Here is a 25179-nt window from a genome sequence, read left to right as displayed (position 1 = left end):
ATAGTGCAGGTAACAACGCTACAGCCTGAAAGACGACGGGTATTTAGCCTGCTACCGCGATACGTTTCATATCCGTCATATAACCACGCAGCTTACGGCCAACGGATTCGATTGGGTGATTGCGCACCGCTTCGTTCACGTCACGCAGTTGCGCGTTATCTACGGAAGTCCCGGCCACGGATTTGCCCAGATCACCCGCCTGCAGGGTAGTCATGAACTCTTTCAGCAATGGCACTGCCGCGTTGGCAAACAGGTAGTTGCCGTACTCGGCGGTATCAGAGATAACCACGTTCATTTCGTACAGACGCTTACGCGCAATGGTGTTGGCGATCAGCGGCAGTTCGTGCAGTGATTCGTAGTAAGCGGATTCTTCGATGATACCTGCGTCAACCATGGTTTCAAACGCCAGCTCAACACCTGCTTTCACCATTGCCACCATCAGTACGCCGTGGTCAAAGTATTCCTGCTCGCTGATTTTGCCTTCGAACTGCGGCGCGTTTTCGAACGCCGACTTGCCGGTCTCTTCACGCCAGTTCAGCAGCTTCACGTCATCTTCTGCCCAGTCGGCCATCATGCCGCTGGAGAAGGCACCGGAGATGATGTCGTCCATGTGCTTCTGGAACAGCGGCGCCATGATCTCTTTCAGTTGCTCGGACAGCGCATAAGCACGCAGTTTAGCCGGGTTGGACAGACGGTCCATCATCAGGGTGATACCGCCCTGCTTCAGTGCTTCGGTGATGGTTTCCCAACCGAACTGGATCAGTTTTTCTGCATAAGCCGGGTCGGTACCTTCAGCAACCAGTTTATCGAAGCACAGCAGTGAACCCGCCTGCAGCATGCCGCACAGAATGGTCTGCTCGCCCATCAGGTCAGACTTCACTTCAGCGACGAAGGAAGACTCCAGAACGCCGGCGCGGTGACCGCCGGTCGCGGCAGCCCATGCCTTGGCAATCGCCATGCCTTCACCTTTAGGGTCGTTTTCCGGGTGAACCGCAATCAGGGTCGGTACGCCGAAACCACGTTTGTATTCTTCACGCACTTCGGTGCCCGGACATTTTGGCGCAACCATCACCACGGTAATGTCTTTACGTACTTGCTCACCCACTTCAACGATGTTGAAGCCGTGAGAGTAGCCCAGCGCCGCGCCGTCTTTCATCAGCGGCTGTACGGCACGCACTACCGAGGTGTGCTGCTTGTCCGGCGTCAGGTTAACCACCAGGTCGGCCTGTGGGATCAAGTCTTCGTAAGTCCCTACTTTAAAGCCGTTTTCGGTCGCTTTACGCCATGAAGGACGCTTTTCGTCGATAGCTTCTTTACGCAGGGCATAAGCCACATCCAGCCCCGAGTCACGCATGTTCAAGCCTTGGTTCAGACCCTGTGCGCCACAGCCGACAATCACCACTTTTTTGCCTTTCAGGTAGCCGGCTTCATCAGCGAATTCTTCACGTGCCATAAAACGGCATTTACCCAATTGCGCCAACTGCTGACGCAGGTTCAATGTGTTGAAATAGTTAGCCATGGTGGTACTCCAGTTAGATGTTGTGTCTTGCATGTTATTTTCATTCCCCGCCTGTCTGTGCGGAGATTCGTTAAACTCAATGTATAACAGGAAACGCGTTGCTTAAATTGATATATTACGAATGTGATATTGCAATTTATGCAACACTCTTGCTGCGAGCGTACTGATATGGATTTGCGTGATTTAAAGCTGTTCCTTCATCTGGCCGAAAGCCACCATTTTGGCCGCACCGCCAAGGCGATGCACGTCAGTCCGTCGACGCTTTCCCGCCAGATCCAACGGCTGGAAGAGATCCTCGGGCAGCCGCTGTTTTTACGCGATAACCGCACCGTGCAGCTCACCGATGCCGGCGAGCAGCTAAAAGACTTTGCCCAGCAGACGCTGTTGCAATACCAGCAACTGAAGCATTCTCTCGGCCAGCACGGCCCTTCGCTGAGCGGCGAGCTGCGGCTGTTCTGCTCGGTCACCGCCGCCTACAGCCACCTGCCGCCGATCCTGGACCGCTTCCGCGCGCAACATCCGCTGGTGGAAATTAAACTCACCACCGGTGACGCTGCCGACGCCGTCGATAAGGTTCAGTCCAACGAAGCCGATCTGGGCATTGCCGGCCGGCCTGAAACCCTGCCCACCAGCGTAGCCTTCACCAAAATCGGCGAGATCCCGCTGGTATTGATTGCCCCGGCGCTGCCCTGCGCCGTGCGCAGCCAGGCATTTGCCGAGCAGCCCGACTGGGCCAATATTCCGTTTATCCTGCCGGAGCATGGCCCGTCGCGAAAACGTATCGAGCTGTGGTTCCGTCGCCAGCGCATCGCCAATCCGCTGATTTACGCCACCGTCGGCGGCCACGAGGCGATTGTTTCCATGGTGGCACTGGGCTGCGGCATCGCACTGATCCCCGGCGTGGTGGTGGACAACAGCCCGGAGCCGGTACGTAACCGCATCTCACAGTTAGAAAATATCTCTATGGTCGAACCGTTCGAACTGGGCGTCTGCGTGCAGAAAAAACGCCTCAGCGATCCGCTGATCGACGCTTTCTGGCGCTTGTTATTAACGGTCAAAAATCCTTAACACGACACCATTGCTTTTAAACACGATCATTTGAAATGCGAGATAGAAATACCCCAAAGATTTCATGTTGCAGCTAGTGCAGCCAACAACGCTGCAGCTTGAAAGACGACGGGTATTTAGAGATCTGCCGGATCGACTTGTTTCATCGCCTCTACCTGCATCAACCAATGGTAAAGCGGCTCCAACTGCTGAAAAGCTTGCGCCAGCTTCTGCGTCAGCCCGGCGTTGAATAACGTCTCCACCTGGCTGTCGGTAGCCATCACCGCAAAAGATTTGCGGTTGTACCAGGTGGCAATGTCTGCCGCCTGCTCTTTAACCAGCGGGCGTTTGTAGCTTTCTCCCACCAGCTCGAACGGCGGCTGACAACAGGCCGCGACCTCGAGAAAAGGCTGCGGACGACGCTGCAGCGTATGACGAAACAGATCCATGGTTTGCTTGTTGGCACTGTAATAACCCAGCCCATAGCGCAACATGTCCGGCCCCAGTTCGAAGAAATAAACCGGGGCATCCTTCCAGTCTTTGCTCGGCCGTTTGAACGTTAACCACATGCGGCTGCGATAACGTGATTTATCATGAGAAAAACGCGTGTCGCGGTGAATGCGCGACAGCGTTTTACCGATCGCCGGGCGGGTTTCAAACTGCGGATCGATCGCCAGCATCGTCGGGGCAAGCTCAGCCACCAGCGAGCGGAACGGCGTCAGCAGCTCACGATCGTAAACGCCGCGGTTGCCTTCAAACCATTCCTTGTCGTTCTCGATCCGCACCTGCTGAAGAAAATTCAGGCCCTGCTGGCTAAAGCCGTTAAATTTATCCGTCATGCGCCGTCCTTGTCGGTTCCCTTAGCCCTGCAAAAAGAAGCGGAACGCCGGGTTATCGGTTTCATCGTGGCAGTCGTAGCCCAGCGCCTGCAAATGCTGCTCAAACTCAGGTTCGGTCTGCGACAGCTCAAAACCAGCCAGCACGCGGCCAAAATCGGTGCCGTGGCTGCGGTAATGGAACAGCGAGATGTTCCAATGGGTGCCCAGAGTTTGCAGGAACTTCAGCAGCGCGCCCGGCGACTCCGGGAACTCAAAGCTGTACAGCCGCTCGCGCAGGGGTTTCGAAGGACGCCCACCGACCATGTATCGCACATGCAGTTTGGCCATTTCGTCATCGGACAGATCCACCACCTGATAACCGTCGGCGTTCAGCTCGTCGATGATTTCCAGGCGTTCGGCATGGCCACGCGTCAGGCGGACACCGACGAAGATGCACGCGTTGTCCGCATCGGCGTAACGGTAGTTGAACTCGGTCACCGACCGGCCGCCCAGCAGTTGGCAAAACTTCAGGAAGCTGCCTTTCTGCTCAGGAATGGTCACTGCCAGCAGGGCTTCGCGTTGTTCGCCCAATTCGCAGCGTTCAGATACATAACGCAAGCCGTGGAAGTTCAGGTTGGCACCGGACAGCACGTGCGCCAGGCGCTCGCCCTGGATGTTGTGCTGCTGAACGTATTTCTTCAGCCCGGCCAGTGCCAGCGCGCCGGAGGGTTCGGCAATGGCACGCACGTCTTCAAACAAATCTTTGACCGCCGCGCAGATAGCGTCGCTGTCGACGGTGATCACGTCGTCCAGATATTCCCGGCACAGGCGGAAGGTTTCATCACCGATGCGCTTCACCGCCACGCCTTCGGCAAACAGTCCGACTCGCGCCAAATCTACCGGATGCCCGGCATCCAGCGCTGCGCGCAGGCAGGCGGAGTCTTCCGCCTCCACGCCGATCACTTTGATCTGCGGCATCAGCTGTTTGATTAACACCGCAACACCCGCCGCCAGACCACCACCGCCAACCGGAACAAACACCCGGTCGAGATGCGCGTCCTGTTGCAGAAGCTCCATCGCCAACGTGCCCTGCCCGGCGATCACCGTTGGGTGATCGAACGGGGGAACGAAGGTCATGCCCTGCTTGTGCGAAAGCTCAATTGCCCTGGCCTTGGCTTCATCAAAGTTGGCGCCGTGCAACAGTACTTCGCCGCCGAAACCGCGTACCGCATCCACTTTGATGTCTGCGGTGGACACCGGCATGACGATCAGCGTTTTGATCCCCAGACGTTTTCCGGAGTAGGCCACGCCCTGCGCATGGTTGCCGGCCGAAGCCGTTACCACGCCGCGCGCTTTCTGCTCTTCGTTCAGGCTGGCGATCATGGCATAGGCCCCGCGCAGCTTGAAGCTGTGCACCGGCTGACGATCTTCGCGCTTCACCAGAATGGTGTTGCCGAGGCGCGAAGAAATTTTGCTCATGGCCTGTAACGGAGTGACCTGAGCCACCTCGTATACCGGCGAGCGGAGCACCGCTCGCAAATACTCCGCGCCGCAGGGGGCGTCGGGTAGGGGTTGCGATACCGCCATGATGCTTAGCCTCCCAGCTTGCTCTTGTCGCGTACTGCACCTTTGTCAGCGCTGGTTGCCAACATGGCATAGGCACGCAGCGCCAAGGAAACCTGACGCTCACGGTTTTTCGGTGTCCAGGCGCGATCGCCACGTGCCAGCTCAACTTCACGGCGTGCCGCCAGTTCGCTGTCCGAAACGCCCAGCACCATGCTGCGTTGAGGAATATTGATGTCGATCATGTCGCCATCTTCGATCAGCGCAATCAGGCCGCCGCTGCCCGCTTCCGGTGAAACGTGGCCGATTGACAGGCCCGAGGTGCCGCCGGAAAAACGTCCGTCGGTGATCAGCGCACAGGCTTTGCCCAGGCCCATGGATTTCAGGTAGGTGGTTGGGTAAAGCATTTCCTGCATGCCCGGCCCGCCTTTCGGCCCTTCGTAGCGGATCACCACCACGTCACCGGCAACCACTTTGCCGCCGAGGATAGCGTCCACCGCCGAGTCCTGGCTTTCGTACACTTTGGCCGGACCGCGGAAGGTCAGGTTGTCTTTATCGACGCCGGCGGTCTTAACGATGCTGCCGTCCTGCGCCATGTTGCCGTACAGCACGGCCAAGCCGCCATCCTGGCTGAACGCATTTTCCAGCGAGCGGATACAGCCCTCTGCGCGATCGTCGTCCAGCGTATCCCAGCGGCAGTCCTGCGAGAACGCCTGGGTGGTACGAATGCCCGCCGGGCCGGCGCGGAACATTTTTTTCACCGCCTCATCTTTGGTCAGCATGATGTCATACCGCTCCAGCGTCTGTGGCAGGGTCAGGCCCAGTATGTTGTTCACATCGCGGTTCAACAGGCCTGCGCGATCCAGCTCACCGAGGATCGCCAGCACGCCACCGGCACGGTGCACGTCTTCCATATGGTATTTCGGGGTGCTTGGCGCCACTTTACACAGGTGCGGCACCTTGCGTGACAGGCGGTCGATATCTTCCATGGTGAAATCAATTTCGCCCTCCTGCGCTGCAGCCAACAGGTGCAGCACGGTGTTGGTCGAGCCGCCCATGGCGATATCCAGCGTCATGGCGTTTTCAAACGCCGCCTTGTTGGCGATGCTGCGCGGCAGTGCGCTTTCATCGTCCTGTTCGTAATAGCGCTTGGTCAGGGCAACGATGCGTTTACCTGCGTTGAGGAACAGATCCTTACGGTCGGCATGGGTCGCCAGCAGCGAGCCGTTGCCCGGTTGCGACAGGCCCAGCGCTTCGGTCAAACAGTTCATTGAGTTGGCGGTGAACATGCCGGAACAGGAACCGCAGGTCGGGCAGGCGGAGCGTTCGATTTGTTCGCTGTCGGCGTCGCTGACGTTCGGGTTAGCCCCCTGGATCATTGCGTCCACCAGATCCAGCTTGATGATTTGATTGGAGAGCTTGGTTTTACCGGCTTCCATCGGGCCGCCGGAAACGAAGATCACCGGAATGTTCAGGCGCAATGACGCCATCAGCATGCCCGGGGTGATTTTGTCGCAGTTGGAAATGCACACCATCGCATCCGCGCAGTGGGCATTCACCATGTATTCCACCGAGTCGGCGATCAGTTCGCGTGACGGCAAGGAATAGAGCATACCGCCGTGGCCCATGGCGATACCGTCATCCACCGCAATGGTGTTGAACTCTTTGGCAACGCCGCCTGAGGCTTCGATCTGTTCTGCAACCAGCTTGCCCAAATCACGCAGATGCACATGGCCCGGAACGAACTGGGTAAAAGAGTTGACCACCGCAATAATGGGTTTGCCAAAATCGTCGTCGGTCATTCCGGTCGCGCGCCATAATGCGCGGGCACCCGCCATGTTGCGGCCGTGGGTGGTGGTGGCGGAACGGTACTTAGGCATGCTCTTCACTCCAAATGTATTTATTACAGGCGGCGAACGAACCGCCTGGATATTCTTGTCTGTCTGTCGTTTTACCCTAACAGGTAACGTCGTTCTTTATGGGTTTACCGGATCCAGCCAGCCGTATTTGTCTTCGGTCTTGCCGGTAAACAGGCCAAAGAACGCCTGTTGAATTTGTTTGGTCACCGGGCCACATTTGCCAATGCCGACCTGGATGCCGTCGACGCTGCGCACCGGGGTGATTTCCGCCGCGGTGCCGGACATGAACACTTCGTCGGCCAGGTACAGCGATTCGCGGGACAGCACCTGCTCACGCACTTCGAAGCCCATGTCTTTCGCCAGTTTGATGATGGCGTCGCGGGTAATGCCCGGCAGCGCGGAAGAGGTGAACGGCGGGGTGAACAACACGCCGTCTTTCACTTCAAACAGGTTCTCGCCTGCCCCTTCGGAAATATAGCCGTGCACGTCGAGCGCAATCCCTTCCTGATAACCGTGGCGGCGCGCTTCGCTGCCCACCAGCAGGGAGGAAAGGTAGTTACCACCGGCTTTGGCCGCGGTGGGGATGGTATTTGGCGCCACGCGGTGCCAGGACGAAACCATCGCATCGATGCCTTGCTCCAGCGCCTCTTCACCCAGGTACGCGCCCCAAGGAAACGCCGCGATAATCACGTCTGTCTTGTAGCCGGCCGGCGGGTTAACCCCCATGCCGACGTCGCCCACAAACACCAACGGGCGAATATAAGCGCTGACCAGGTTGTTTTTACGCAGCGTAGCGCGACAGGCTTCCATCAGCTCATCAACGCTTTGTGATACCGGCATGCGGTAGATTTTTGCCGAGTCGTGCAGGCGTTGCATATGCTCGCGGTGACGGAACACCACCGGGCCTTTATGGGAGTCATAGCAACGAACGCCTTCAAACACCGAAGTGCCGTAGTGCAGCGCATGCGACATCACGTGCACTTTGGCGTCAGCCCAGGGAACCATCTCACCATTGAACCAAATGTAATCGGCTTTCTTCGTCATTGTTCTTTATCCTTCTCACGCATCAGGCGCTTATTTGTTGTGATGTTTGCTGTTGGATCTCAACGCAGGAGACGTCCATCAGTTTGCTCAACTGAGATGACAGTAGATCCACCGGGCGCTGGCTGGCAACGGTCAATTCAATATTAATCTTGTCGGTATTTGACGCCGAAACCATATTCATAGCACAAACCTGAAAGCCACGATGACGCACGACGCGCAATACGCGCTCTAACATTTCAGGGCGAAAACGGGCCTGGATCGAGAGTTGATGCTGCATCATGAGATTTTCTCCAACATGGTTTCGTTACCGGCACCCGGCGGCACCAGCGGCCAGACGTTTTCGAGTTCATCGATCGATACGTGCAGCAGGTAAGGCCCTTCGCTGTTGAATAAGGCGTCGAGCGCGTCTGCCACCTGGTCCTTACGGGTGATACGCTGGCCGGGAATGCCAAAGGCGTTGGCCAACATCAGGAAATCGGGGTTATCGGAGAGATTGGTTTCGCTGTAACGCCCGTCAAAAAACAGCTGCTGCCACTGGCGAACCATGCCTAAACGCTGGTTATCCAGTAATACGATTTTCAGCGGCAGCTGTTTGCGTTTTATGGTGCCCAGTTCCTGTACGTTCATCATGAAGGAACCGTCGCCCGATACGCAGATCACCGTATCCTCAGGGCGCGCCATCTGGGCACCAACCGCGGCCGGAACGCCGAACCCCATAGTGCCCAGACCGCTGGAAGTGATGAAATTCTCCGGGCGCTCGAAGGTCATGTGCTGCGCACTCCACATCTGGTGCTGGCCCACGTCGGTAGTCACCACGCTGTTGGCCGGCTTGCGCTCGGACAGCTGTTTCAACAACAGCGGCGCGTAGATCGGCTGGCCCGGATGATCATAACGCCAGGTGTGGGCTTCCTTCAGCTCAACCACCCGCTGCTGCCAGGCGGCAATCTTCAGCGGCTGCTGCAACGCCGGCAGCAAGGCCTTCAAGTCGCCCTCCAGCGCGACGTGTGCCTGACGCAATTTGCTCATTTCCGCCGGGTCGATATCCATGTGGATCACTTTTGCATGCGGCGCAAACGCATTCAGTTTCCCGGTCACGCGATCGTCGAAACGCGCGCCGACAGCGATCAGCAGATCGCACTCCTGCACCGCCAGGTTGGCGCCCTTGGTACCGTGCATGCCCAGCATACCGAGGTAATACGGGTGAGCAGCATCCGCCGCGCCCAACCCTTTCAGCGTGACAACGTTGGGCATTTGAGTCACCGCGATAAACTCACGCAGTGCCGGTACCGCCTGCGCCATGCCTACGCCGCCGCCGATGTATAACATCGGTTTGTGAGCCTGCGCCAGCAACTCGGCGGCCTGCGCCACCTCCGCCGCCGGGTAATGCAACTCTTCGACGACCGGCACCAGGTGCGGGTGCAGCTCGCCGTGGGCCAGTTGGATGTCTTTCGGGATGTCGATCAGCACCGGGCCAGGGCGGCCGCTACAGGCGATGGCAAAGGCTTCTGCCATGATGCCCGGCAGCGCGTCCAGTGATTCCACCAGGAAGCTGTGTTTGGTGCAGGCCAGAGACAGGCCGAGAACATCGATCTCCTGAAAGGCATCGGTGCCAATCAGCGCGGAACCCACCTGGCCGGTGATGGCCACTACCGGAACCGAATCCAGCAGCGCATCGGCCAGGCCGGTGATCAAATTGGTGGCACCGGGACCAGAGGTGGCGATACAAACACCGACTTTGCCGGTTGCGCGGGCATAACCAATGGCAGCCATTGCGGCGCCTTGTTCGTGGCGGCACAGTAGGTGTTCTACCCCACCGTCATACAATGCATCGTAGACCGGCATGATTGCGCCACCTGGATAGCCGAATACCTTATCAACTCCCTGTGCACGCAATGCTTGTACTACCCACTGAGCCCCGTTCATAGTTATTTCCCCGCCTTACTTCGACAACTGCAGGATTTTGTTCTGTTATTCATATTCTTATCCTCGCTTCACTTTTCTCTTGCCAATAAAAAACCCCCGGACCTTTCGGTGCGGGGGTTCTCTTGCGATTCCGGCTTGTTTTCTAAGCCATTCTTCGTCCAAGTGCAGCCCCGCACGGTGGGATAATAATCACCACCACGCTAATCACGACTAGGCTAATCACTTGGGCAAAGGCTTTCATAATGGGTTTGTTCACTGTGCTCGTTTCGAACTAATACCTACAGAGGTACCATAGTCCCGCGCGGCATGACAACACTTTTTTTGCGTTATTATTCGGCGCAATCTGGTCATACCTCGTGCAAAATGTCCGGTATTCAAACGTTAGCCTGCACCCCTGAGGACTTCACGGCACCCGAGATCGCTTTACCGCGCGTGTCCTTGCCGAAGAACACCAACAACGCAATCACGATCGCCACCGTACCGGCAATAATCGCCATTGCCAGCCCATAATTATGGCCATGATGCTCGGCTATCGTCGCCTGCAGCGTGGCGTTGACCGAAGCAATCAGATTACCCAATTGATAAACAAACCCCGGCAGTACCGCGCGGGTATTGGCCGGCACCAATTCGGTAAGGTAAGTCGGCACCACGCCCCAGGCCCCCTGCACCATGAACTGCATCAGGAATGCGCCAATCCCCAGCATCAGCGAACCGCTGGAAAACGCCCACAGCGGGATCACCGGCAACGCCAGCAAGGCGGCAATGATGATCGCCTTCTTACGGCCGATTTTTTCCGACAGTGCCCCAAAGAAAACGCCACCAATGATTGACGCGATATTGTAGCTAATGGCAATGATACTGACGGTTTTAGGGTCGAAACCGTGCTGAACTTTCAAAAACACCGGATACATATCCTGAGTACCGTGTGAGAAGAAATTGAACGCCGCCATCAGCAGCACCAGGTAGCCGCACAGTTTCCAATGGCTCTTCAGCACCGGCAGCAATGCGCTGCTTTCCTTGCGTTCTCGGGCCGCCAGCCACACCGGCGATTCCTGCACGCAGTAGTAAATAAACGGCAGCAATAAAATGGGTGCCGCGCCGATCACGAACATGCCGCGCCAGCCGATAATTTCAAACAGCAGGCCATACACTACCGCCGCCAACAGGTAACCAAAGGGGTAGCCGGCCTGGAAAATCCCCGACATCAGGCCACGCGAACGATCGGGAATGGTTTCCATCGCCAGCGATGAGGCCACACCCCAGATCCCGCCCATCGCCACGCCGTACAGTACCCGCAGCAGCAGGAATATCGTCAACGAGGGTGCCGCCGCGGACAGCAGTTCAAACACCGAGAAGAACACGATATTCAGCATCAAAATCGGTTTGCGGCCATATTTTTCCGCCGCACGGCCAAAGATCAGCGCACCAATCGGGCGTACCGCCAGCGTCAGCAGGATCGCCAGCGTGACCTCTTCCATGCCAACATGGAAAGATTGCGCGATATCGCTGAGCAGAAAGACCAGCACGAAGAAATCGAAAGCATCAAGCGTCCAGCTTGAAAAGCTGGCGATAGCTGCATTGCGTTGCAGCGGTGTCCAACCAAACATAATGTTATCCCTACCGTAGAGTACGAAGTCATGAGGTTTAGCGGCTGCCGCGGCAGAATGCAGCGGCGGTCGGATTGTGTTAAATAGGTGATTTTTATTTTAATCAATTGTTAAATACACCCATTTCCCCTCCGGTCGCAACATGGTTAGCCTGCTAATTTGTTGCAGCGTTCGCGTAATTGTTAAGGGGTATTGCCGCCCTTTGCGAAGCCCTGCACAAAAAAAGGCTATCTATCTGAAACCAATAATTTTAATTACGGCTTATCGCGCAAATATTCCAAGGGTAAAGCGCGACGTCGCAACACATCCCGCATCATGTTGCCTTCAGCAAGGAGAGCAATATGTCACTGGCAGTGATCTATACCCGGGCCACACTGGGCGTTCAGGCCCCTTCGGTTACGGTGGAAGTGCATATCAGCAATGGGCTGCCCGGCCTGACGATGGTCGGCCTGCCGGAAACTACGGTTAAAGAGGCGCGTGATCGAGTGCGCAGCGCCTTGATCAATAACAGTTTCACCTTTCCCGCACGGCGTATTACCGTCAATCTGGCACCGGCCGATCTGCCCAAGGAAGGCGGTCGCTATGATCTACCGATTGCGCTGGCTATCCTGGCGGCTTCCGAACAGCTGCCAGCCGATAAGCTGGCTCACTATGAATTCCTTGGCGAACTGGCATTATCTGGCGCTCTACGGGGCGTCAGCGGAGCCATCCCCGCCGCGCTGGCCGCCATGGAGTCAGGACGGCAATTGGTTTTGGCGGCCGCCAATGGGCCGGAGGTGGGGCTAATTACGCAGAGCAAAACCCTGGTGGCGGACCACCTGTTGGAGGTGTGCGCCTTTGTGTTGGGTAAAGCGGATTTACCGGTAGCCCATGCGCCGCCGGCAATGAACAACGCGCCCGAACCGGCCGATCTGCAGGATATTCTGGGTCAGGAACAGGCAAAGCGCGCGCTGGAAATCGCCGCGGCCGGCGGCCACAACCTGCTGCTGGTGGGCCCGCCAGGGACCGGGAAAACCATGTTGGCCAGCCGCCTGAATGGCCTTCTCCCGCCGCTGACCGATCAGGAAGCACTGGAAAGCATCGCGGTGGCCAGCCTGCTGCATCATGCTGCGCAAGCTCTGCCGTGGCGACAGCGGCCGTTTCGCGCACCGCACCATAGCGCCTCGATGGCCGCTCTGGTCGGCGGGGGTTCGCTGCCGAGGCCGGGTGAAATTTCCATGGCGCACAATGGCGTCCTGTTCCTGGATGAACTGCCCGAATTCGAAAGGCGGGTACTGGATGCGCTGCGCGAACCGCTGGAGTCCGGCGAGATCGTGGTTTCACGCGCCAGCGCCAAAGTCTGCTTCCCGGCACGGGTACAGCTGATCGCCGCCATGAACCCCAGCCCTACCGGGCATTACCAGGGCATGCATAACCGCGCATCGCCACAGCAGGTCCTGCGCTATCTGGGGCGGCTTTCAGGGCCCTTTCTCGATCGTTTCGATCTCTCGATTGAAGTGCCATTGTTGCCACCAGGCCTGCTTAGCAAAAAGCGCATTGCCGGTGAAAACAGCGCTCAGGTACGGGAACGAGTGCTGTTGGCGCGTGAAAGGCAGCTCAGTCGAGCGGGGAAGATTAATGCCCTGCTGAACAATCATGAGGTCGAACGGGATTGCCGACTTAACGACGCGGACGCGGATTTTCTTGAAACGACGTTAAACAGGTTGGGATTATCGGTTCGCGCCTGGCAGCGGATCCTGAAAGTGGCTCGCACGCTGGCGGATTTGGCGGGAGATCAGGCTATTGATAAGCGACACTTGAGTGAAGCGCTTGGCTACCGCAGTATGGATCGCCTGCTGCTGCAGCTGCACCGCAGCCTTGAATAATAATGGGGCCCAAAGGCCCCATTAAAATCAATCCTCGCTGTCGGTGTAATCTTCCACCGCATCAGCCTGCGGCTTACCGCCGGACAGAGTATGGAATTTTTTCGGGCGACGTGTGCGCGCCAGATATTTGGCCCATACTTTTTCCTGCTCGGTAACCGGCTCGCGCTCACCGTGGCACACTGCGACGAACAACTGTTCTTCTTCAGTGGCCGGCTGGCGTTTACCCGTATCCAGCTCGTTGAACGCATACCCGAAACGCTCTAGCAATTGCGCTTCTTTAATGGTGAAATCGCCGTGACGGGAGAACCCGCGAGGGTAATGTTTATTATCAAAAAATCGACTGGTCGTGGTGAAGCTATCCGCCATCTGACACGCTCCTAATTCTCTCATGGCCGTGCTGTTTATGGCGCGGAGTATTAGATAGGCTTGACATTGTGTAAAACAAAACATTTAAATCTTAACGATAAAAATTACTGGAGATGGGTGTGGATACCGAATTACTGAAAACCTTTTTGGAGGTCAGTAGAACGCGTCACTTTGGCCGAGCCGCAGAATCCTTGTACTTAACGCAGTCCGCCGTCAGTTTCCGCATCCGCCAGTTAGAAAACCAATTGGGCGCGAATCTGTTCACCCGTCACCGCAACAATATCCGCCTGACGCCTGCTGGAGAGCGGCTTTTGCCCTATGCAGAGAGCCTGATGATGACCTGGCAACTGGCGAAAAAAGAGGTGGTGCGTTCACTGCAACATACCGAGTTATCCATCGGTGCCACGGCGTCATTGTGGGAGGCTTATTTGACCCCCTGGCTGCAGTCGCTCTATCAGCAGCGTGAGGCGTTGCAGCTGGAGGCCAGGGTGGCGCTACGGCACTCTTTGGTAAAACAGCTGCATGAAAGACAGCTCGATTTGCTCATCACCACTGAACCGCCAAAGATGGATGAACTGGCCAGCCAGCTGTTGGGGAATTTCTCGTTGCGGCTGTTCTCTTCCACCCTGCGCGATCAACATGCGCCGATGCCCTATATCAAGCTGGAATGGGGGGCTGATTTCCATCAGCAGGAAAGCCGCATGCTGGAGAGCGACACTCTGCCGGTGCTCACCACTACCTCTGCGCATCTGACCCGGCAACTGCTGGAAACCACCGGTGGCTGCGCCTTCCTGCCCAGTCAGTGGGAGAATGATTACCCGCAGTTAACCGCCATCGCCGAGATCCCGGCCATTATCCGCCCGCTGTACGCCGTCTGGCTGCAAAATAGCGACCAGCAGCCGCTGATCCGGCAACTGCTGAAAATACCTTTGAAAACCTCAGCATGAGGCGCTATAACGGCTTCAAACGAGGATGCCGGGGTTGGGTTCGCCTGCTGAGCCAAAACGCGCTTATCGCCTTCTGAAGGCCGATAAAGCAGAACAGCAGAATACCGATAACGATTTTGGTCCACCACGAACTGAGCGTGCCGTCGAAGGTAATGTAGCTCTGAATCAATCCCTGGATCAGCACGCCAAACAGCGTGCCCAAAACGGTGCCCACGCCGCCGGTCAACAAGGTACCGCCAATCACGACGGCAGCAATGGCATCCAACTCCACGCCGCTGGCCGCCAGGGCATAACCTGCCGAGGTATACAGCGAGAAAATGATCCCGGACAATGCCGCCAGCGTGCTTGAGAGCATATAAATCAGCACGGTGGTACGCTGTACCGGTACGCCCATCAGCGCGGCAGAGACCCGATTACCGCCGATGGCGTAGACGTTATGCCCAAAGCGCGTACGGTGCGCCAGCACCATGCCGACCGCCACAACCAATAGCATCACCAGCGCCAACAATGTAAAGCGCCCACCGCCCGGCAGTTTCCAGGCATAGTTCGCCAGCGTCACATACAGCGGATGATCGATGGGAATCGACTCCTCTGAAACAATAAAACTCATGCCCCGTACGAAGAACATTCCGGCCAGCGTAATAATAAACGCCGGTAGCTTCAGTACATCAATGATCCAACCCATCAGCGCGCCGAACGACGCCCCCATCAACAGCGCGATGATGAACGCATAACCCGGTGCAATGCCGTAAGTTCCGATCAACTTGGCCAGCAGCACCCCGGTGAAGGCGATCACCGAGCCGACAGACAGATCGATACCGCCGGAAAGGATCACAAACGTCATGCCGACCGCGACGATGCCCAGAAAGGCGTTGTCGGTCAGCAAATCGCACCACACCCGCGTTGAGGCAAAGCCGGGAAACTGCGTCAGACAAAAAGCGTAGCCCAGAAGGAACACCAGGACGGTAATCAGCAGCGGAAGATTACGTTTGATCATGGTTTTCTTCTCCCAAGCAGGTGGCGCAGCGTGAAGCTGGGCGATTGCACCATCAACACCGCCAACACCACAATCGCCTTCAACACCAGATTAAACTCAGGCCGATAGCCGGACAGCAGAATGCCGGTATTCATCCCCTGAATAATTAATGCCCCCACTACCGACAGCAACAGGTTAAAACGACCGCCCAACAGTGAACCGCCGCCAATCACAACCGCCAGGATCGCATCCAGCTCCAACCACAACCCGGCATTGTTGGCATCAGCGCCACGGATATCCGCCGTGACGATAACGCCGGCAACGGCGGCGCACAGCCCGCAGATCACATACACCGCCATCACCACCCAGCCGGTGCTGACACCTGCATTACGCGCGGAACGCAGATTGATGCCTACGGCTTCGATAAACAGTCCCAACGCCGTTTTACGCGTTAACAGCCAGATCAACAGCAGCATGACCGCAGCAATGATCGCCGGCATCGGCAAATACATCAGCGTACCGCTGCCGAGCCACGCCAACCCCTCTCGCTCAAAGGTGACGATTTGCCCTTCGGTAATCAGTTGGGCAATGCCGCGCCCAGCCACCATCAGCATCAGCGTGGCAACAATCGGCTGTATCTGCAGCACCGCCACCAAAAACCCGTTCCACAGGCCACACAGTGCGCCAACCGCCAGGGCGGCTGCCAGTACATAGCTCAGCGGATAACCGGCGCTGGTCAGCGTTGCCGCCGTAGCACCGGCTATCGCCATCACCGCTCCCACCGAAAGGTCGATACCACCGGTGGCGATTACCAACGTCATACCCAATGCCAATAACGCGACCGGTGCGCCGCGATTAACAATGTCGATTACGCTGCCAAACAGTCGACCGTCTTGAATATGCAGGGAAAAGAAATTCGGGGCGACCAGACTGTCGATAAGCAAAATCACCGCCAGCGCCCCCAGTTGCGTTGCTCCGGCAGGGATGACCCACCTGACTTTACGCGGCCCACTGGTCATGGAGAAACTCCTGAGGTTCATCCTGCCCCCTGTTGTGCGGCTATTACCTGCATGATTGCAGGCACCGTAATGGCGTTATGTTCAAGCTGCGCTACGTGTTTCCGGTCTCGAAGCACAACGATGCGATCGGCATAACCCACCAGTTCTTCCAGTTCGGAGGAGATCACCAACAATGCCAGACCTTCATCACAGAGCTTTTCGATCAAGCGAATGATTTCGGCATGCGCACCAACGTCAATGCCGCGCGTCGGTTCATCCAGGATCAGAAAACGGGGTTTCGTCGCCAGCCAACGTGACAACAGCACCTTCTGCTGATTACCGCCGGACAGATACTGGATTTGCTGTTCTGGCCCAGGAGTACGAATGCCCAACAGTTGGATATAGCTTTCAGTAATGCGGGTTTGCTCTTTCAGCGAGAGCGGCCTTAGCCAGCCGCGTTGAGCCTGCAGGGCCAAAATGATATTTTCCCGCACGGTCGCAGCGCCGATGATTCCATCGGTCTTACGATCTTCGGGGCAATACCCGAAGCCGAGGCTGGCAGCGTTACGCGGCGTCCGGATGTTCACCGCACGCCCTTCGACTTTTACACTGCCGTTGTCGCGCGGTTTGATACCGAATATGAGCTGGGCCGTTTCGGTACGCCCCGATCCCAGCAGCCCGGCCAGCCCTACAATCTCACCCGGACGAATCTGCAGATCAAAGGGCTCAACCATCCCGCGCCGCCCATAACCGCTGAATTCAACCAACGATGGCGCCTTTGAGGGCGTATGCTCGCTGCGTTTCAGTAATGACTCATCAAACGCGTGGCCGAGCATCATCTGTACCAGTTCCATACGCAGTAAGTCGGCGGTGGCTTTCGTTCCCACTAACTTGCCGTTGCGCAGTACGGTGATGCGATCGCTGATGCGGTAAACCTGATCGAGAAAATGGGTAACAAAGATCATTCCCATTCCCTGACTACGGAGCTGGCTGAGAATGTCCAGCAGCATGCTGACCTCTTTGGCATCCAGGCTGGCGGTTGGCTCATCAAGAATCAAGACTTTGGCGGACAGATCGACGGCCCGCGCGATAGCGATAATCTGCTGGATGGCAATGGAGTAATTACCCAGCGGCTGGCTGACGTCCAACTGCAGCCCATACCCCAGTAAAAGCTGCTGAGCCTGGCGCAGCAGTTTTTTTGATCGATCAGGCCGAAGCGCGTGGGCTCTCGCCCGATGAACAGGTTGGCGGCCACCGAGATGTTCGCCAGCAGGTTAACTTCCTGATAAACCGTACCAATGCCCAGTGTCTGCGCCTGCGCGGTGCTCTGCGGGGCAATGGCGATGCCTTCCAGTAATACCTCGCCGGCGGAACGCTGATAAACCCCGGTCAACGCTTTGATCAGCGTGGATTTCCCCGCGCCATTTTCGCCCAGCAGCGCCATGATCTCTCCGCGCTGCAACGTGACATCAACCTGCTCCAGCGCTTTTACGCCAGGAAATTCAACGGATAATCCCTTAATCGTCAATAATGTCGTCTGAGAGTTAGCCATCTGCTGCTCCGCCGGTGAGTAGATTAATAGCCCATGCTTTTCTTCAGCTCGAACTCCTGTTTAGCCGTATCCGGTTGCAGCAGCTTGGACTCGGTCTGGATAAACTTCGGCGGCGGGGTACCGTCTTTCTTCATCGCCAGCAGCGCATCAAACGCCGGCCCGGCCATATTCGGGGTTAGCTCGACCGTGGCATTGGCTTCACCGTTCATCATTGCCTTAAATATGTCAGGCACACCGTCGATAGAAACGATTTTGATCTGTGAGCCCGGCTTTAAACCCGCCTCTTTGATCGCCTGGATGGCGCCGATTGCCATGTCGTCGTTATGTGCATAAACGGCGCAAATATTTTTGCCGTTTTGCTCAGCCTTGATGAAGCTTTCCATCACTTCTTTACCTTTGCTGCGCGTAAAATCACCAGATTGCGAGCGGATGATCTTAACGTTGGCGGCGGAGGCTATGCCGTCAGCAAAACCTTTCTTACGGTTGAGGGCAACGCTGGCGCCCACGGTGCCCTGTAGCTCGACTACGTTGCAAGGCTTGCCGGCGACCTCTTTCACCAACCATTCTCCTGCGACTTTACCTTCGTGCACGCTGTCAGAAGCCACCGCCGCGGTATACAGCGAAGGGTCGTTTACCTCAATCATTCGGTCGAGCAGGAATACCGGGATCTTGGCCTCCTTGGCTTCCTGCAGCACAGGCGTCCAGCCGGTGGCGACAACCGGTGCAATGAAAATGGCGTCAACACCCTGAGCAATGAAAGATCTGACTGCTTTGATTTGGTTTTCCTGTTTTTGCTGCGCATCGGCGATTTTCAGCGTGATACCCCGCTTTTCCGCTTCCTGTTTCGAAACCTTGGTTTCCGCCGAACGCCAACCCGATTCGGAACCAATCTGTGAAAAGCCGACGACCAACGGTGCCGCCTGTCCCGTACCTACCAAAGCGCCAGTAATGGCGGCCGCTAACAGCAGACGTTTAACCATGTTGTTCTCCTCGCGTTGCCTTGGCATGGAACCACGCCGGGCAGGGATTATCGTTGTTGTGTATGCTGCATTTTTTTCTGGTGAAGTGGATGTCCTTAGGGTTGGACACACATAAGGTGTAGTCGAAAATCGGGCAGGAATAATGCGCGGCATCACATCACGGCAGAACAACCATTTTGTACATGGATCCAGCTAAAAATGTCTAAATTGGGAACGATTTCGGTGGGAGTTTTAAGCGATCTTTCAGGGGAATTATGGGGAATGGGGAAATTTCACGCAAAAAAAACCCTTCGCTTTCGCAAAGGGTTTCTAATATGGCAGGGGCGGAGAGACTCGAACTCGCGACACCCGGTTTTGGAGACCGGTGCTCTACCAACTGAGCTACGCCCCTAAATCTCGCTTAACATTATGCCCGCTAAGATAGCAGGCATAATTTAAATAAGTGGCGGAACGGACGGGGCTCGAACCCGCGACCCCCTGCGTGACAGGCAGGTATTCTAACCAACTGAACTACCGCTCCACCGATTCTTTTACGTCACATCTTTCGATGTGGGCAAAACCGCGCTTGGCGATCCTGCTCATTACCAGTTGTCAGGCTGATAACGTTTATTTGATGCCTGGCAGTGTCCTACTCTCGCATGGGGAGACCCCACACTACCATCGGCGCTACGGCGTTTCACTTCTGAGTTCGGCATGGGGTCAGGTGGGACCACCGCGCTATTGCCGCCAGGCAAATTCTGTTTCATTCCAACCGCTACTCCCGTAGCCATTGAAACCAATCTCGGAACTCGCTGAAAATCTCTACAATCTCTCTAAAACACCTTTGGTGTTGTAAGGTTAAGCCTCACGGATCATTAGTACTGGTTAGCTCAATGCATCGCTGCACTTACACACCCAGCCTATCAACGTCTTAGTCTTAAACGTTCCTTCAGGGACCTTAAAGGCCCAGGGAAGACTCATCTCGAGGCAAGTTTCGCGCTTAGATGCTTTCAGCGCTTATCTTTTCCGCACTTAGCTACCGGGCAGTGCCATTGGCATGACAACCCGAACACCAGTGGTGCGTTCACTCCGGTCCTCTCGTACTAGGAGCAACCCCTCTCAATCTTCCAACGCCCACGGCAGATAGGGACCGAACTGTCTCACGACGTTCTAAACCCAGCTCGCGTACCACTTTAAATGGCGAACAGCCATACCCTTGGGACCTACTTCAGCCCCAGGATGTGATGAGCCGACATCGAGGTGCCAAACACCGCCGTCGATATGAACTCTTGGGCGGTATCAGCCTGTTATCCCCGGAGTACCTTTTATCCGTTGAGCGATGGCCCTTCCATTCAGAACCACCGGATCACTAAGACCTACTTTCGTACCTGCTCGAGCCGTCACTCTCGCAGTCAAGCTAGCTTATGCCTTTGCACTAACCTCACGATGTCCGACCGTGATTAGCTAACCTTCGTGCTCCTCCGTTACTCTTTGGGAGGAGACCGCCCCAGTCAAACTACCCACCAGACACTGTCCTCACCCCAGATTATGGGGCCGAGTTAGAACATCAAACATTAAAGGGTGGTATTTCAAGGTTGGCTCCACGCAGACTGGCGTCCACGCTTCAAAGCCTCCCACCTATCCTACACATCAAGGCTCAATGTTCAGTGTCAAGCTATAGTAAAGGTTCACGGGGTCTTTCCGTCTTGCCGCGGGTACACTGCATCTTCACAGCGAGTTCAATTTCACTGAGTCTCGGGTGGAGACAGCCTGGCCATCATTACGCCATTCGTGCAGGTCGGAACTTACCCGACAAGGAATTTCGCTACCTTAGGACCGTTATAGTTACGGCCGCCGTTTACTGGGGCTTCGATCAAGAGCTTCGCCTTGCGGCTGACCCCATCAATTAACCTTCCAGCACCGGGCAGGCGTCACACCGTATACGTCCACTTTCGTGTTTGCACAGTGCTGTGTTTTTATTAAACAGTTGCAGCCAGCTGGTATCTGCGACTGGCTTCAGCTCCGAGAGCAAGTCTCTTCACCTACGCGCCAGCGTGCCTTCTCCCGAAGTTACGGCACCATTTTGCCTAGTTCCTTCACCCGAGTTCTCTCAAGCGCCTTGGTATTCTCTACCTGACCACCTGTGTCGGTTTGGGGTACGATTCTGTGTTACCTGATGCTTAGAGGCTTTTCCTGGAAGCTTGGCATCAACTACTTCTGCACCGTAGTGCATCGTCATCACGCCTCAGGGTTGACAAGTAACCGGATTTACCAGGTCACTCCCCCTACACGCTTAAACCGGGACAACCGTCGCCCGGCTAGCCTAGCCTTCTCCGTCCCCCCTTCGCAGTAACACCGAGTACAGGAATATTAACCTGTTTCCCATCGACTACGCCTTTCGGCCTCGCCTTAGGGGTCGACTCACCCTGCCCCGATTAACGTTGGACAGGAACCCTTGGTCTTCCGGCGAGCGGGCTTTTCACCCGCTTTATCGTTACTTATGTCAGCATTCGCACTTCTGATACCTCCAGCAACCCTCACAGGTCACCTTCAACGGCTTACAGAACGCTCCCCTACCCAACAACGCCTAAGCGTCGCTGCCGCAGCTTCGGTGCATGGTTTAGCCCCGTTACATCTTCCGCGCAGGCCGACTCGACCAGTGAGCTATTACGCTTTCTTTAAATGATGGCTGCTTCTAAGCCAACATCCTGGCTGTCTATGCCTTCCCACATCGTTTCCCACTTAACCATGACTTTGGGACCTTAGCTGGCGGTCTGGGTTGTTTCCCTCTTCACGACGGACGTTAGCACCCGCCGTGTGTCTCCCGTGATAACATTCTTCGGTATTCGGAGTTTGCATCGGTTTGGTAAGCCGGGATGGCCCCCTAGCCGAAACAGTGCTCTACCCCCGAAGATGAGTTCACGAGGCGCTACCTAAATAGCTTTCGGGGAGAACCAGCTATCTCCCGGTTTGATTGGCCTTTCACCCCCAGCCACAAGTCATCCGCTAATTTTTCAACATTAGTCGGTTCGGTCCTCCAGTTAGTGTTACCCAACCTTCAACCTGCCCATGGCTAGATCACCGGGTTTCGGGTCTATACCTTGCAACTATTCGCCCAGTTAAGACTCGGTTTCCCTACGGCTCCCCTATACGGTTAACCTTGCTACAAAATATAAGTCGCTGACCCATTATACAAAAGGTACGCAGTCACACCACGAAGGTGCTCCCACTGCTTGTACGTACACGGTTTCAGGTTCTATTTCACTCCCCTCGCCGGGGTTCTTTTCGCCTTTCCCTCACGGTACTGGTTCACTATCGGTCAGTCAGGAGTATTTAGCCTTGGAGGATGGTCCCCCCATATTCAGACAGGATGTCACGTGTCCCGCCCTACTCATCGAACTCACAATTAATGCATTTTAGTGTACGGGACTATCACCCTTTACTGTGCGACTTTCCAGACGCTTCCACTAACACAAGAACTGATTCAGGTTCTGGGCTCCTCCCCGTTCGCTCGCCGCTACTGGGGGAATCTCGGTTGATTTCTTTTCCTCGGGGTACTTAGATGTTTCAGTTCCCCCGGTTCGCCTCATACGACTATGTATTCATCGTATGATAGTGCAACGAATTGCACTGGGTTTCCCCATTCGGGTATCGCCGGTTATTACGGTTCATATCACCTTACCGACGCTTATCGCAGATTAGCACGCCCTTCATCGCCTCTGACTGCCTAGGCATCCACCGTGTACGCTTAGTCACTTAACCTCACAACCCGAAGGTGTTTCCACTTTCGTGCTGCTACATTTGAGAGACTCTATGACAGGTTAATCCTTATCCCAATACTTCTACGGAGGGATAAGTTTCAGCTGTCATGTTTCAATTTTCAGCTTGTTCCAGATTGTTAAAGAGCAAAATACTTCGCAGCATACTGTTGCCAGTACACTCTGAAGTATTGAAATACAGGACTATATGGTGGAGCTAAGCGGGATCGAACCGCTGACCTCCTGCGTGCAAGGCAGGCGCTCTCCCAGCTGAGCTATAGCCCCATACAGTCACGTGCAGTACCTTTTCCACTTCAAGAAGTGGTAGGCCTGAGTGGACTTGAACCACCGACCTCACCCTTATCAGGGGTGCGCTCTAACCACCTGAGCTACAAGCCTATAAAGGTATTTCTGCTCGTTACTTTTTCATCAGACAATCTGTGTGAGCACTTCACGCGAATCAATATCATTAGGTAAGGAGGTGATCCAACCGCAGGTTCCCCTACGGTTACCTTGTTACGACTTCACCCCAGTCATGAATCACAAAGTGGTAAGCGCCCTCCCGAAGGTTAAGCTACCTACTTCTTTTGCAACCCACTCCCATGGTGTGACGGGCGGTGTGTACAAGGCCCGGGAACGTATTCACCGTAGCATTCTGATCTACGATTACTAGCGATTCCGACTTCACGGAGTCGAGTTGCAGACTCCGATCCGGACTACGACGTACTTTATGAGGTCCGCTTGCTCTCGCGAGTTCGCTTCTCTTTGTATACGCCATTGTAGCACGTGTGTAGCCCTACTCGTAAGGGCCATGATGACTTGACGTCATCCCCACCTTCCTCCGGTTTATCACCGGCAGTCTCCTTTGAGTTCCCGCCATTACGCGCTGGCAACAAAGGATAAGGGTTGCGCTCGTTGCGGGACTTAACCCAACATTTCACAACACGAGCTGACGACAGCCATGCAGCACCTGTCTCAGAGTTCCCGAAGGCACTAAGCTATCTCTAGCGAATTCTCTGGATGTCAAGAGTAGGTAAGGTTCTTCGCGTTGCATCGAATTAAACCACATGCTCCACCGCTTGTGCGGGCCCCCGTCAATTCATTTGAGTTTTAACCTTGCGGCCGTACTCCCCAGGCGGTCGACTTAACGCGTTAGCTCCGGAAGCCACGCCTCAAGGGCACAACCTCCAAGTCGACATCGTTTACAGCGTGGACTACCAGGGTATCTAATCCTGTTTGCTCCCCACGCTTTCGCACCTGAGCGTCAGTCTTTGTCCAGGGGGCCGCCTTCGCCACCGGTATTCCTCCAGATCTCTACGCATTTCACCGCTACACCTGGAATTCTACCCCCCTCTACAAGACTCTAGCTTGCCAGTTTCAAATGCAGTTCCCACGTTAAGCGCGGGGATTTCACATCTGACTTAACAAACCGCCTGCGTGCGCTTTACGCCCAGTAATTCCGATTAACGCTTGCACCCTCCGTATTACCGCGGCTGCTGGCACGGAGTTAGCCGGTGCTTCTTCTGCGAGTAACGTCAATGCACAGTGCTATTAACACTGAACCCTTCCTCCTCGCTGAAAGTGCTTTACAACCCGAAGGCCTTCTTCACACACGCGGCATGGCTGCATCAGGCTTGCGCCCATTGTGCAATATTCCCCACTGCTGCCTCCCGTAGGAGTCTGGACCGTGTCTCAGTTCCAGTGTGGCTGGTCATCCTCTCAGACCAGCTAGGGATCGTCGCCTAGGTGAGCCATTACCCCACCTACTAGCTAATCCCATCTGGGCACATCTGATGGCATGAGGCCCGAAGGTCCCCCACTTTGGTCCGTAGACATTATGCGGTATTAGCTACCGTTTCCAGTAGTTATCCCCCTCCATCAGGCAGTTTCCCAGACATTACTCACCCGTCCGCCGCTCGTCACCCAGGAGCAAGCTCCCTGTGCTACCGCTCGACTTGCATGTGTTAGGCCTGCCGCCAGCGTTCAATCTGAGCCATGATCAAACTCTTCAATTAAAAGCTTGATTTGCTTCAACTCATGAAGCGATGCTCGAAAATTAACTTTCGTAATAATTCAACTAAATGAATTACTGCTTGGTCACTCTTCAAGACTTGATATTTTTTTGAACCCGAAGGTTCTGGATATCGTCTTGTGGAGTGCCCACACAGATTGTCTGATAAATTGTTAAAGAGCGTTCGTTACTAAGATGTTTCTCGGTAACGCGGGAGGTGCATATTACGCTTTCCCGCTGAAGAGTCAAGCTTTTTTCTTATTAAGAAACGGTGTTTTCACCGGCTTGCTTCTTCCTGGCTGGGCGACTGGTTCTCGTTAGAGGAGTCGTTGTTCCCGGTCAGTGGAGGCGCATTATAGGGAGTTCG

Annotated in this window: 16 protein-coding genes, 4 tRNA genes, 3 rRNA genes and 1 pseudogene; 3 read left to right on the top strand and 21 right to left on the bottom strand. The window is 55.6% G+C overall.

Annotated features, from left to right (window positions below):
• Positions 1–43 precede the first annotated feature (43 nt).
• Entirely contained in the window at positions 44–1519 is a 1476-nt protein-coding gene (ilvC, locus tag ACMGG1_RS00120; RefSeq protein WP_046374902.1) for a ketol-acid reductoisomerase, read from the bottom strand.
• A 168-nt stretch (positions 1520–1687) separates the two neighbouring features.
• Between ilvC and ilvY the strand changes: the two genes are divergently transcribed.
• On the top strand, positions 1688–2587 hold the full coding sequence (ilvY, locus tag ACMGG1_RS00115) for an HTH-type transcriptional activator IlvY (RefSeq protein WP_020837481.1): 900 nt from the start codon (positions 1688–1690) through the stop codon (positions 2585–2587).
• A 116-nt stretch (positions 2588–2703) separates the two neighbouring features.
• Here the strand turns inward: ilvY and ACMGG1_RS00110 are convergent, their stop codons facing one another.
• The 8 genes from ACMGG1_RS00110 to ACMGG1_RS00075 all read right to left on the bottom strand — a co-directional run bounded on the left by ACMGG1_RS00110 (position 2704) and on the right by ACMGG1_RS00075 (position 11380).
• Entirely contained in the window at positions 2704–3405 is a 702-nt protein-coding gene (locus tag ACMGG1_RS00110; protein ID WP_142816227.1) for a DUF2461 domain-containing protein, read from the bottom strand.
• Positions 3406–3426: 21 nt separating this feature from the next.
• Positions 3427–4971, bottom strand: coding sequence for a threonine ammonia-lyase, biosynthetic (ilvA, locus tag ACMGG1_RS00105; protein WP_041415091.1), 1545 nt, complete (start codon positions 4969–4971; stop codon positions 3427–3429).
• 5 nt (positions 4972–4976) lie between these two features.
• Complete coding sequence (gene ilvD / locus ACMGG1_RS00100) at positions 4977–6827, bottom strand: dihydroxy-acid dehydratase (RefSeq protein WP_414161089.1); 1851 nt, start codon at positions 6825–6827, stop codon at positions 4977–4979.
• Between the two features lie 96 nt (positions 6828–6923).
• Complete coding sequence (gene ilvE / locus ACMGG1_RS00095) at positions 6924–7850, bottom strand: branched-chain-amino-acid transaminase (RefSeq protein WP_020837487.1); 927 nt, start codon at positions 7848–7850, stop codon at positions 6924–6926.
• Between the two features lie 22 nt (positions 7851–7872).
• Positions 7873–8130 carry an acetolactate synthase 2 small subunit gene (gene ilvM / locus ACMGG1_RS00090; protein WP_020837489.1) on the bottom strand — a complete coding sequence of 86 codons (258 nt, stop codon included), beginning with the start codon at positions 8128–8130 and terminating at the stop codon, positions 7873–7875.
• Positions 8127–9773, bottom strand: a complete 1647-nt coding sequence (gene ilvG, locus ACMGG1_RS00085; RefSeq protein WP_020837490.1) for an acetolactate synthase 2 catalytic subunit — start codon at positions 9771–9773, stop codon at positions 8127–8129. The genes ilvM and ilvG overlap by 4 nt, the downstream gene beginning before the upstream one ends.
• 142 nt (positions 9774–9915) lie before the next feature.
• Entirely contained in the window at positions 9916–10014 is a 99-nt protein-coding gene (gene ilvL, locus ACMGG1_RS00080; RefSeq protein WP_015962288.1) for an ilv operon leader peptide, read from the bottom strand.
• A 133-nt stretch (positions 10015–10147) separates the two neighbouring features.
• Positions 10148–11380, bottom strand: coding sequence for an MFS transporter (locus tag ACMGG1_RS00075; protein WP_020837491.1), 1233 nt, complete (start codon positions 11378–11380; stop codon positions 10148–10150).
• A gap of 341 nt (positions 11381–11721) precedes the next feature.
• Here ACMGG1_RS00075 and ACMGG1_RS00070 point away from each other — a divergent pair, with 341 nt between their 5' ends.
• The gene (locus ACMGG1_RS00070; protein ID WP_414161088.1) at positions 11722–13245 is read left to right on the top strand and encodes a YifB family Mg chelatase-like AAA ATPase; all 1524 of its coding nucleotides are present in this window, start codon (positions 11722–11724) and stop codon (positions 13243–13245) included.
• A 27-nt stretch (positions 13246–13272) separates the two neighbouring features.
• Here ACMGG1_RS00070 and ACMGG1_RS00065 read toward each other — a convergent pair whose 3' ends face one another.
• On the bottom strand, positions 13273–13611 hold the full coding sequence (locus tag ACMGG1_RS00065; protein ID WP_020837497.1) for a DUF413 domain-containing protein: 339 nt from the start codon (positions 13609–13611) through the stop codon (positions 13273–13275).
• Positions 13612–13730: 119 nt separating this feature from the next.
• On the opposite strand from ACMGG1_RS00065, the gene hdfR reads away from it, so the two are divergent.
• Positions 13731–14558, top strand: a complete 828-nt coding sequence (gene hdfR / locus ACMGG1_RS00060) for an HTH-type transcriptional regulator HdfR (protein ID WP_041415741.1) — start codon at positions 13731–13733, stop codon at positions 14556–14558.
• Between the two features lie 4 nt (positions 14559–14562).
• Here the strand turns inward: hdfR and yjfF are convergent, their stop codons facing one another.
• The 11 genes and pseudogenes from yjfF to ACMGG1_RS00005 all read right to left on the bottom strand — a co-directional run bounded on the left by yjfF (position 14563) and on the right by ACMGG1_RS00005 (position 24816).
• The gene (gene yjfF, locus ACMGG1_RS00055) at positions 14563–15555 is read right to left on the bottom strand and encodes a galactofuranose ABC transporter, permease protein YjfF (RefSeq protein WP_115060804.1); all 993 of its coding nucleotides are present in this window, start codon (positions 15553–15555) and stop codon (positions 14563–14565) included.
• Positions 15552–16553 (bottom strand): galactofuranose ABC transporter, ATP-binding protein YtfT, encoded by a 1002-nt coding sequence (ytfT, locus tag ACMGG1_RS00050; protein WP_020837503.1) that lies wholly within the window; start codon positions 16551–16553, stop codon positions 15552–15554. The genes yjfF and ytfT overlap by 4 nt, the downstream gene beginning before the upstream one ends.
• Before the next feature lie 17 nt (positions 16554–16570).
• A pseudogene (gene ytfR, locus ACMGG1_RS00045) lies at positions 16571–18084 on the bottom strand (galactofuranose ABC transporter, ATP-binding protein YtfR).
• Positions 18085–18107: 23 nt separating this feature from the next.
• Positions 18108–19064, bottom strand: a complete 957-nt coding sequence (gene ytfQ / locus ACMGG1_RS00040; protein ID WP_020837505.1) for a galactofuranose ABC transporter, galactofuranose-binding protein YtfQ — start codon at positions 19062–19064, stop codon at positions 18108–18110.
• 315 nt (positions 19065–19379) lie between these two features.
• Positions 19380–19455: transfer RNA gene (locus tag ACMGG1_RS00035), tRNA-Trp, on the bottom strand.
• A 52-nt stretch (positions 19456–19507) separates the two neighbouring features.
• Positions 19508–19584: transfer RNA gene (locus ACMGG1_RS00030), tRNA-Asp, on the bottom strand.
• Between the two features lie 95 nt (positions 19585–19679).
• A 5S ribosomal RNA gene (rrf, locus tag ACMGG1_RS00025) occupies positions 19680–19795 on the bottom strand.
• Between the two features lie 102 nt (positions 19796–19897).
• Positions 19898–22805 (bottom strand): 23S ribosomal RNA (locus tag ACMGG1_RS00020).
• Between the two features lie 205 nt (positions 22806–23010).
• Positions 23011–23086: transfer RNA gene (locus tag ACMGG1_RS00015), tRNA-Ala, on the bottom strand.
• Positions 23087–23123: 37 nt separating this feature from the next.
• Positions 23124–23200: transfer RNA gene (locus tag ACMGG1_RS00010), tRNA-Ile, on the bottom strand.
• Between the two features lie 75 nt (positions 23201–23275).
• Positions 23276–24816 (bottom strand): 16S ribosomal RNA (locus tag ACMGG1_RS00005).
• The 16S, 23S and 5S rRNA genes sit together here with 4 tRNA genes alongside, the layout of an rRNA operon.
• Positions 24817–25179: the final 363 nt, after the last annotated feature.

Source organism: Serratia sp. BNK-12, assembly GCF_047456085.1.
Taxonomy (GTDB): domain Bacteria; phylum Pseudomonadota; class Gammaproteobacteria; order Enterobacterales; family Enterobacteriaceae; genus Serratia; species Serratia liquefaciens.
The sequence above is the reverse complement of the archived record's forward strand: the minus strand, read 5'-3'. Positions and strand labels throughout refer to the sequence as shown.

What these genes read in the sequence shown, in the direction of transcription:
- ilvC (WP_046374902.1), bottom strand. Translation starts at nt 1,519, where the DNA reads ATGGCTAACTATTTCAACACATTGAACCTGCGTCAGCAGTTGGCGCAA.
- ilvY (WP_020837481.1), top strand. Translation starts at nt 1,688, where the DNA reads ATGGATTTGCGTGATTTAAAGCTGTTCCTTCATCTGGCCGAAAGCCAC.
- ACMGG1_RS00110 (WP_142816227.1), bottom strand. Translation starts at nt 3,405, where the DNA reads ATGACGGATAAATTTAACGGCTTTAGCCAGCAGGGCCTGAATTTTCTT.
- ilvA (WP_041415091.1), bottom strand. Translation starts at nt 4,971, where the DNA reads ATGGCGGTATCGCAACCCCTACCCGACGCCCCCTGCGGCGCGGAGTAT.
- ilvD (WP_414161089.1), bottom strand. Translation starts at nt 6,827, where the DNA reads ATGCCTAAGTACCGTTCCGCCACCACCACCCACGGCCGCAACATGGCG.
- ilvE (WP_020837487.1), bottom strand. Translation starts at nt 7,850, where the DNA reads ATGACGAAGAAAGCCGATTACATTTGGTTCAATGGTGAGATGGTTCCC.
- ilvM (WP_020837489.1), bottom strand. Translation starts at nt 8,130, where the DNA reads ATGATGCAGCATCAACTCTCGATCCAGGCCCGTTTTCGCCCTGAAATG.
- ilvG (WP_020837490.1), bottom strand. Translation starts at nt 9,773, where the DNA reads ATGAACGGGGCTCAGTGGGTAGTACAAGCATTGCGTGCACAGGGAGTT.
- ilvL (WP_015962288.1), bottom strand. Translation starts at nt 10,014, where the DNA reads ATGAAAGCCTTTGCCCAAGTGATTAGCCTAGTCGTGATTAGCGTGGTG.
- ACMGG1_RS00075 (WP_020837491.1), bottom strand. Translation starts at nt 11,380, where the DNA reads ATGTTTGGTTGGACACCGCTGCAACGCAATGCAGCTATCGCCAGCTTT.
- ACMGG1_RS00070 (WP_414161088.1), top strand. Translation starts at nt 11,722, where the DNA reads ATGTCACTGGCAGTGATCTATACCCGGGCCACACTGGGCGTTCAGGCC.
- ACMGG1_RS00065 (WP_020837497.1), bottom strand. Translation starts at nt 13,611, where the DNA reads ATGGCGGATAGCTTCACCACGACCAGTCGATTTTTTGATAATAAACAT.
- yjfF (WP_115060804.1), bottom strand. Translation starts at nt 15,555, where the DNA reads ATGATCAAACGTAATCTTCCGCTGCTGATTACCGTCCTGGTGTTCCTT.
- ytfT (WP_020837503.1), bottom strand. Translation starts at nt 16,553, where the DNA reads ATGACCAGTGGGCCGCGTAAAGTCAGGTGGGTCATCCCTGCCGGAGCA.
- ytfQ (WP_020837505.1), bottom strand. Translation starts at nt 19,064, where the DNA reads ATGGTTAAACGTCTGCTGTTAGCGGCCGCCATTACTGGCGCTTTGGTA.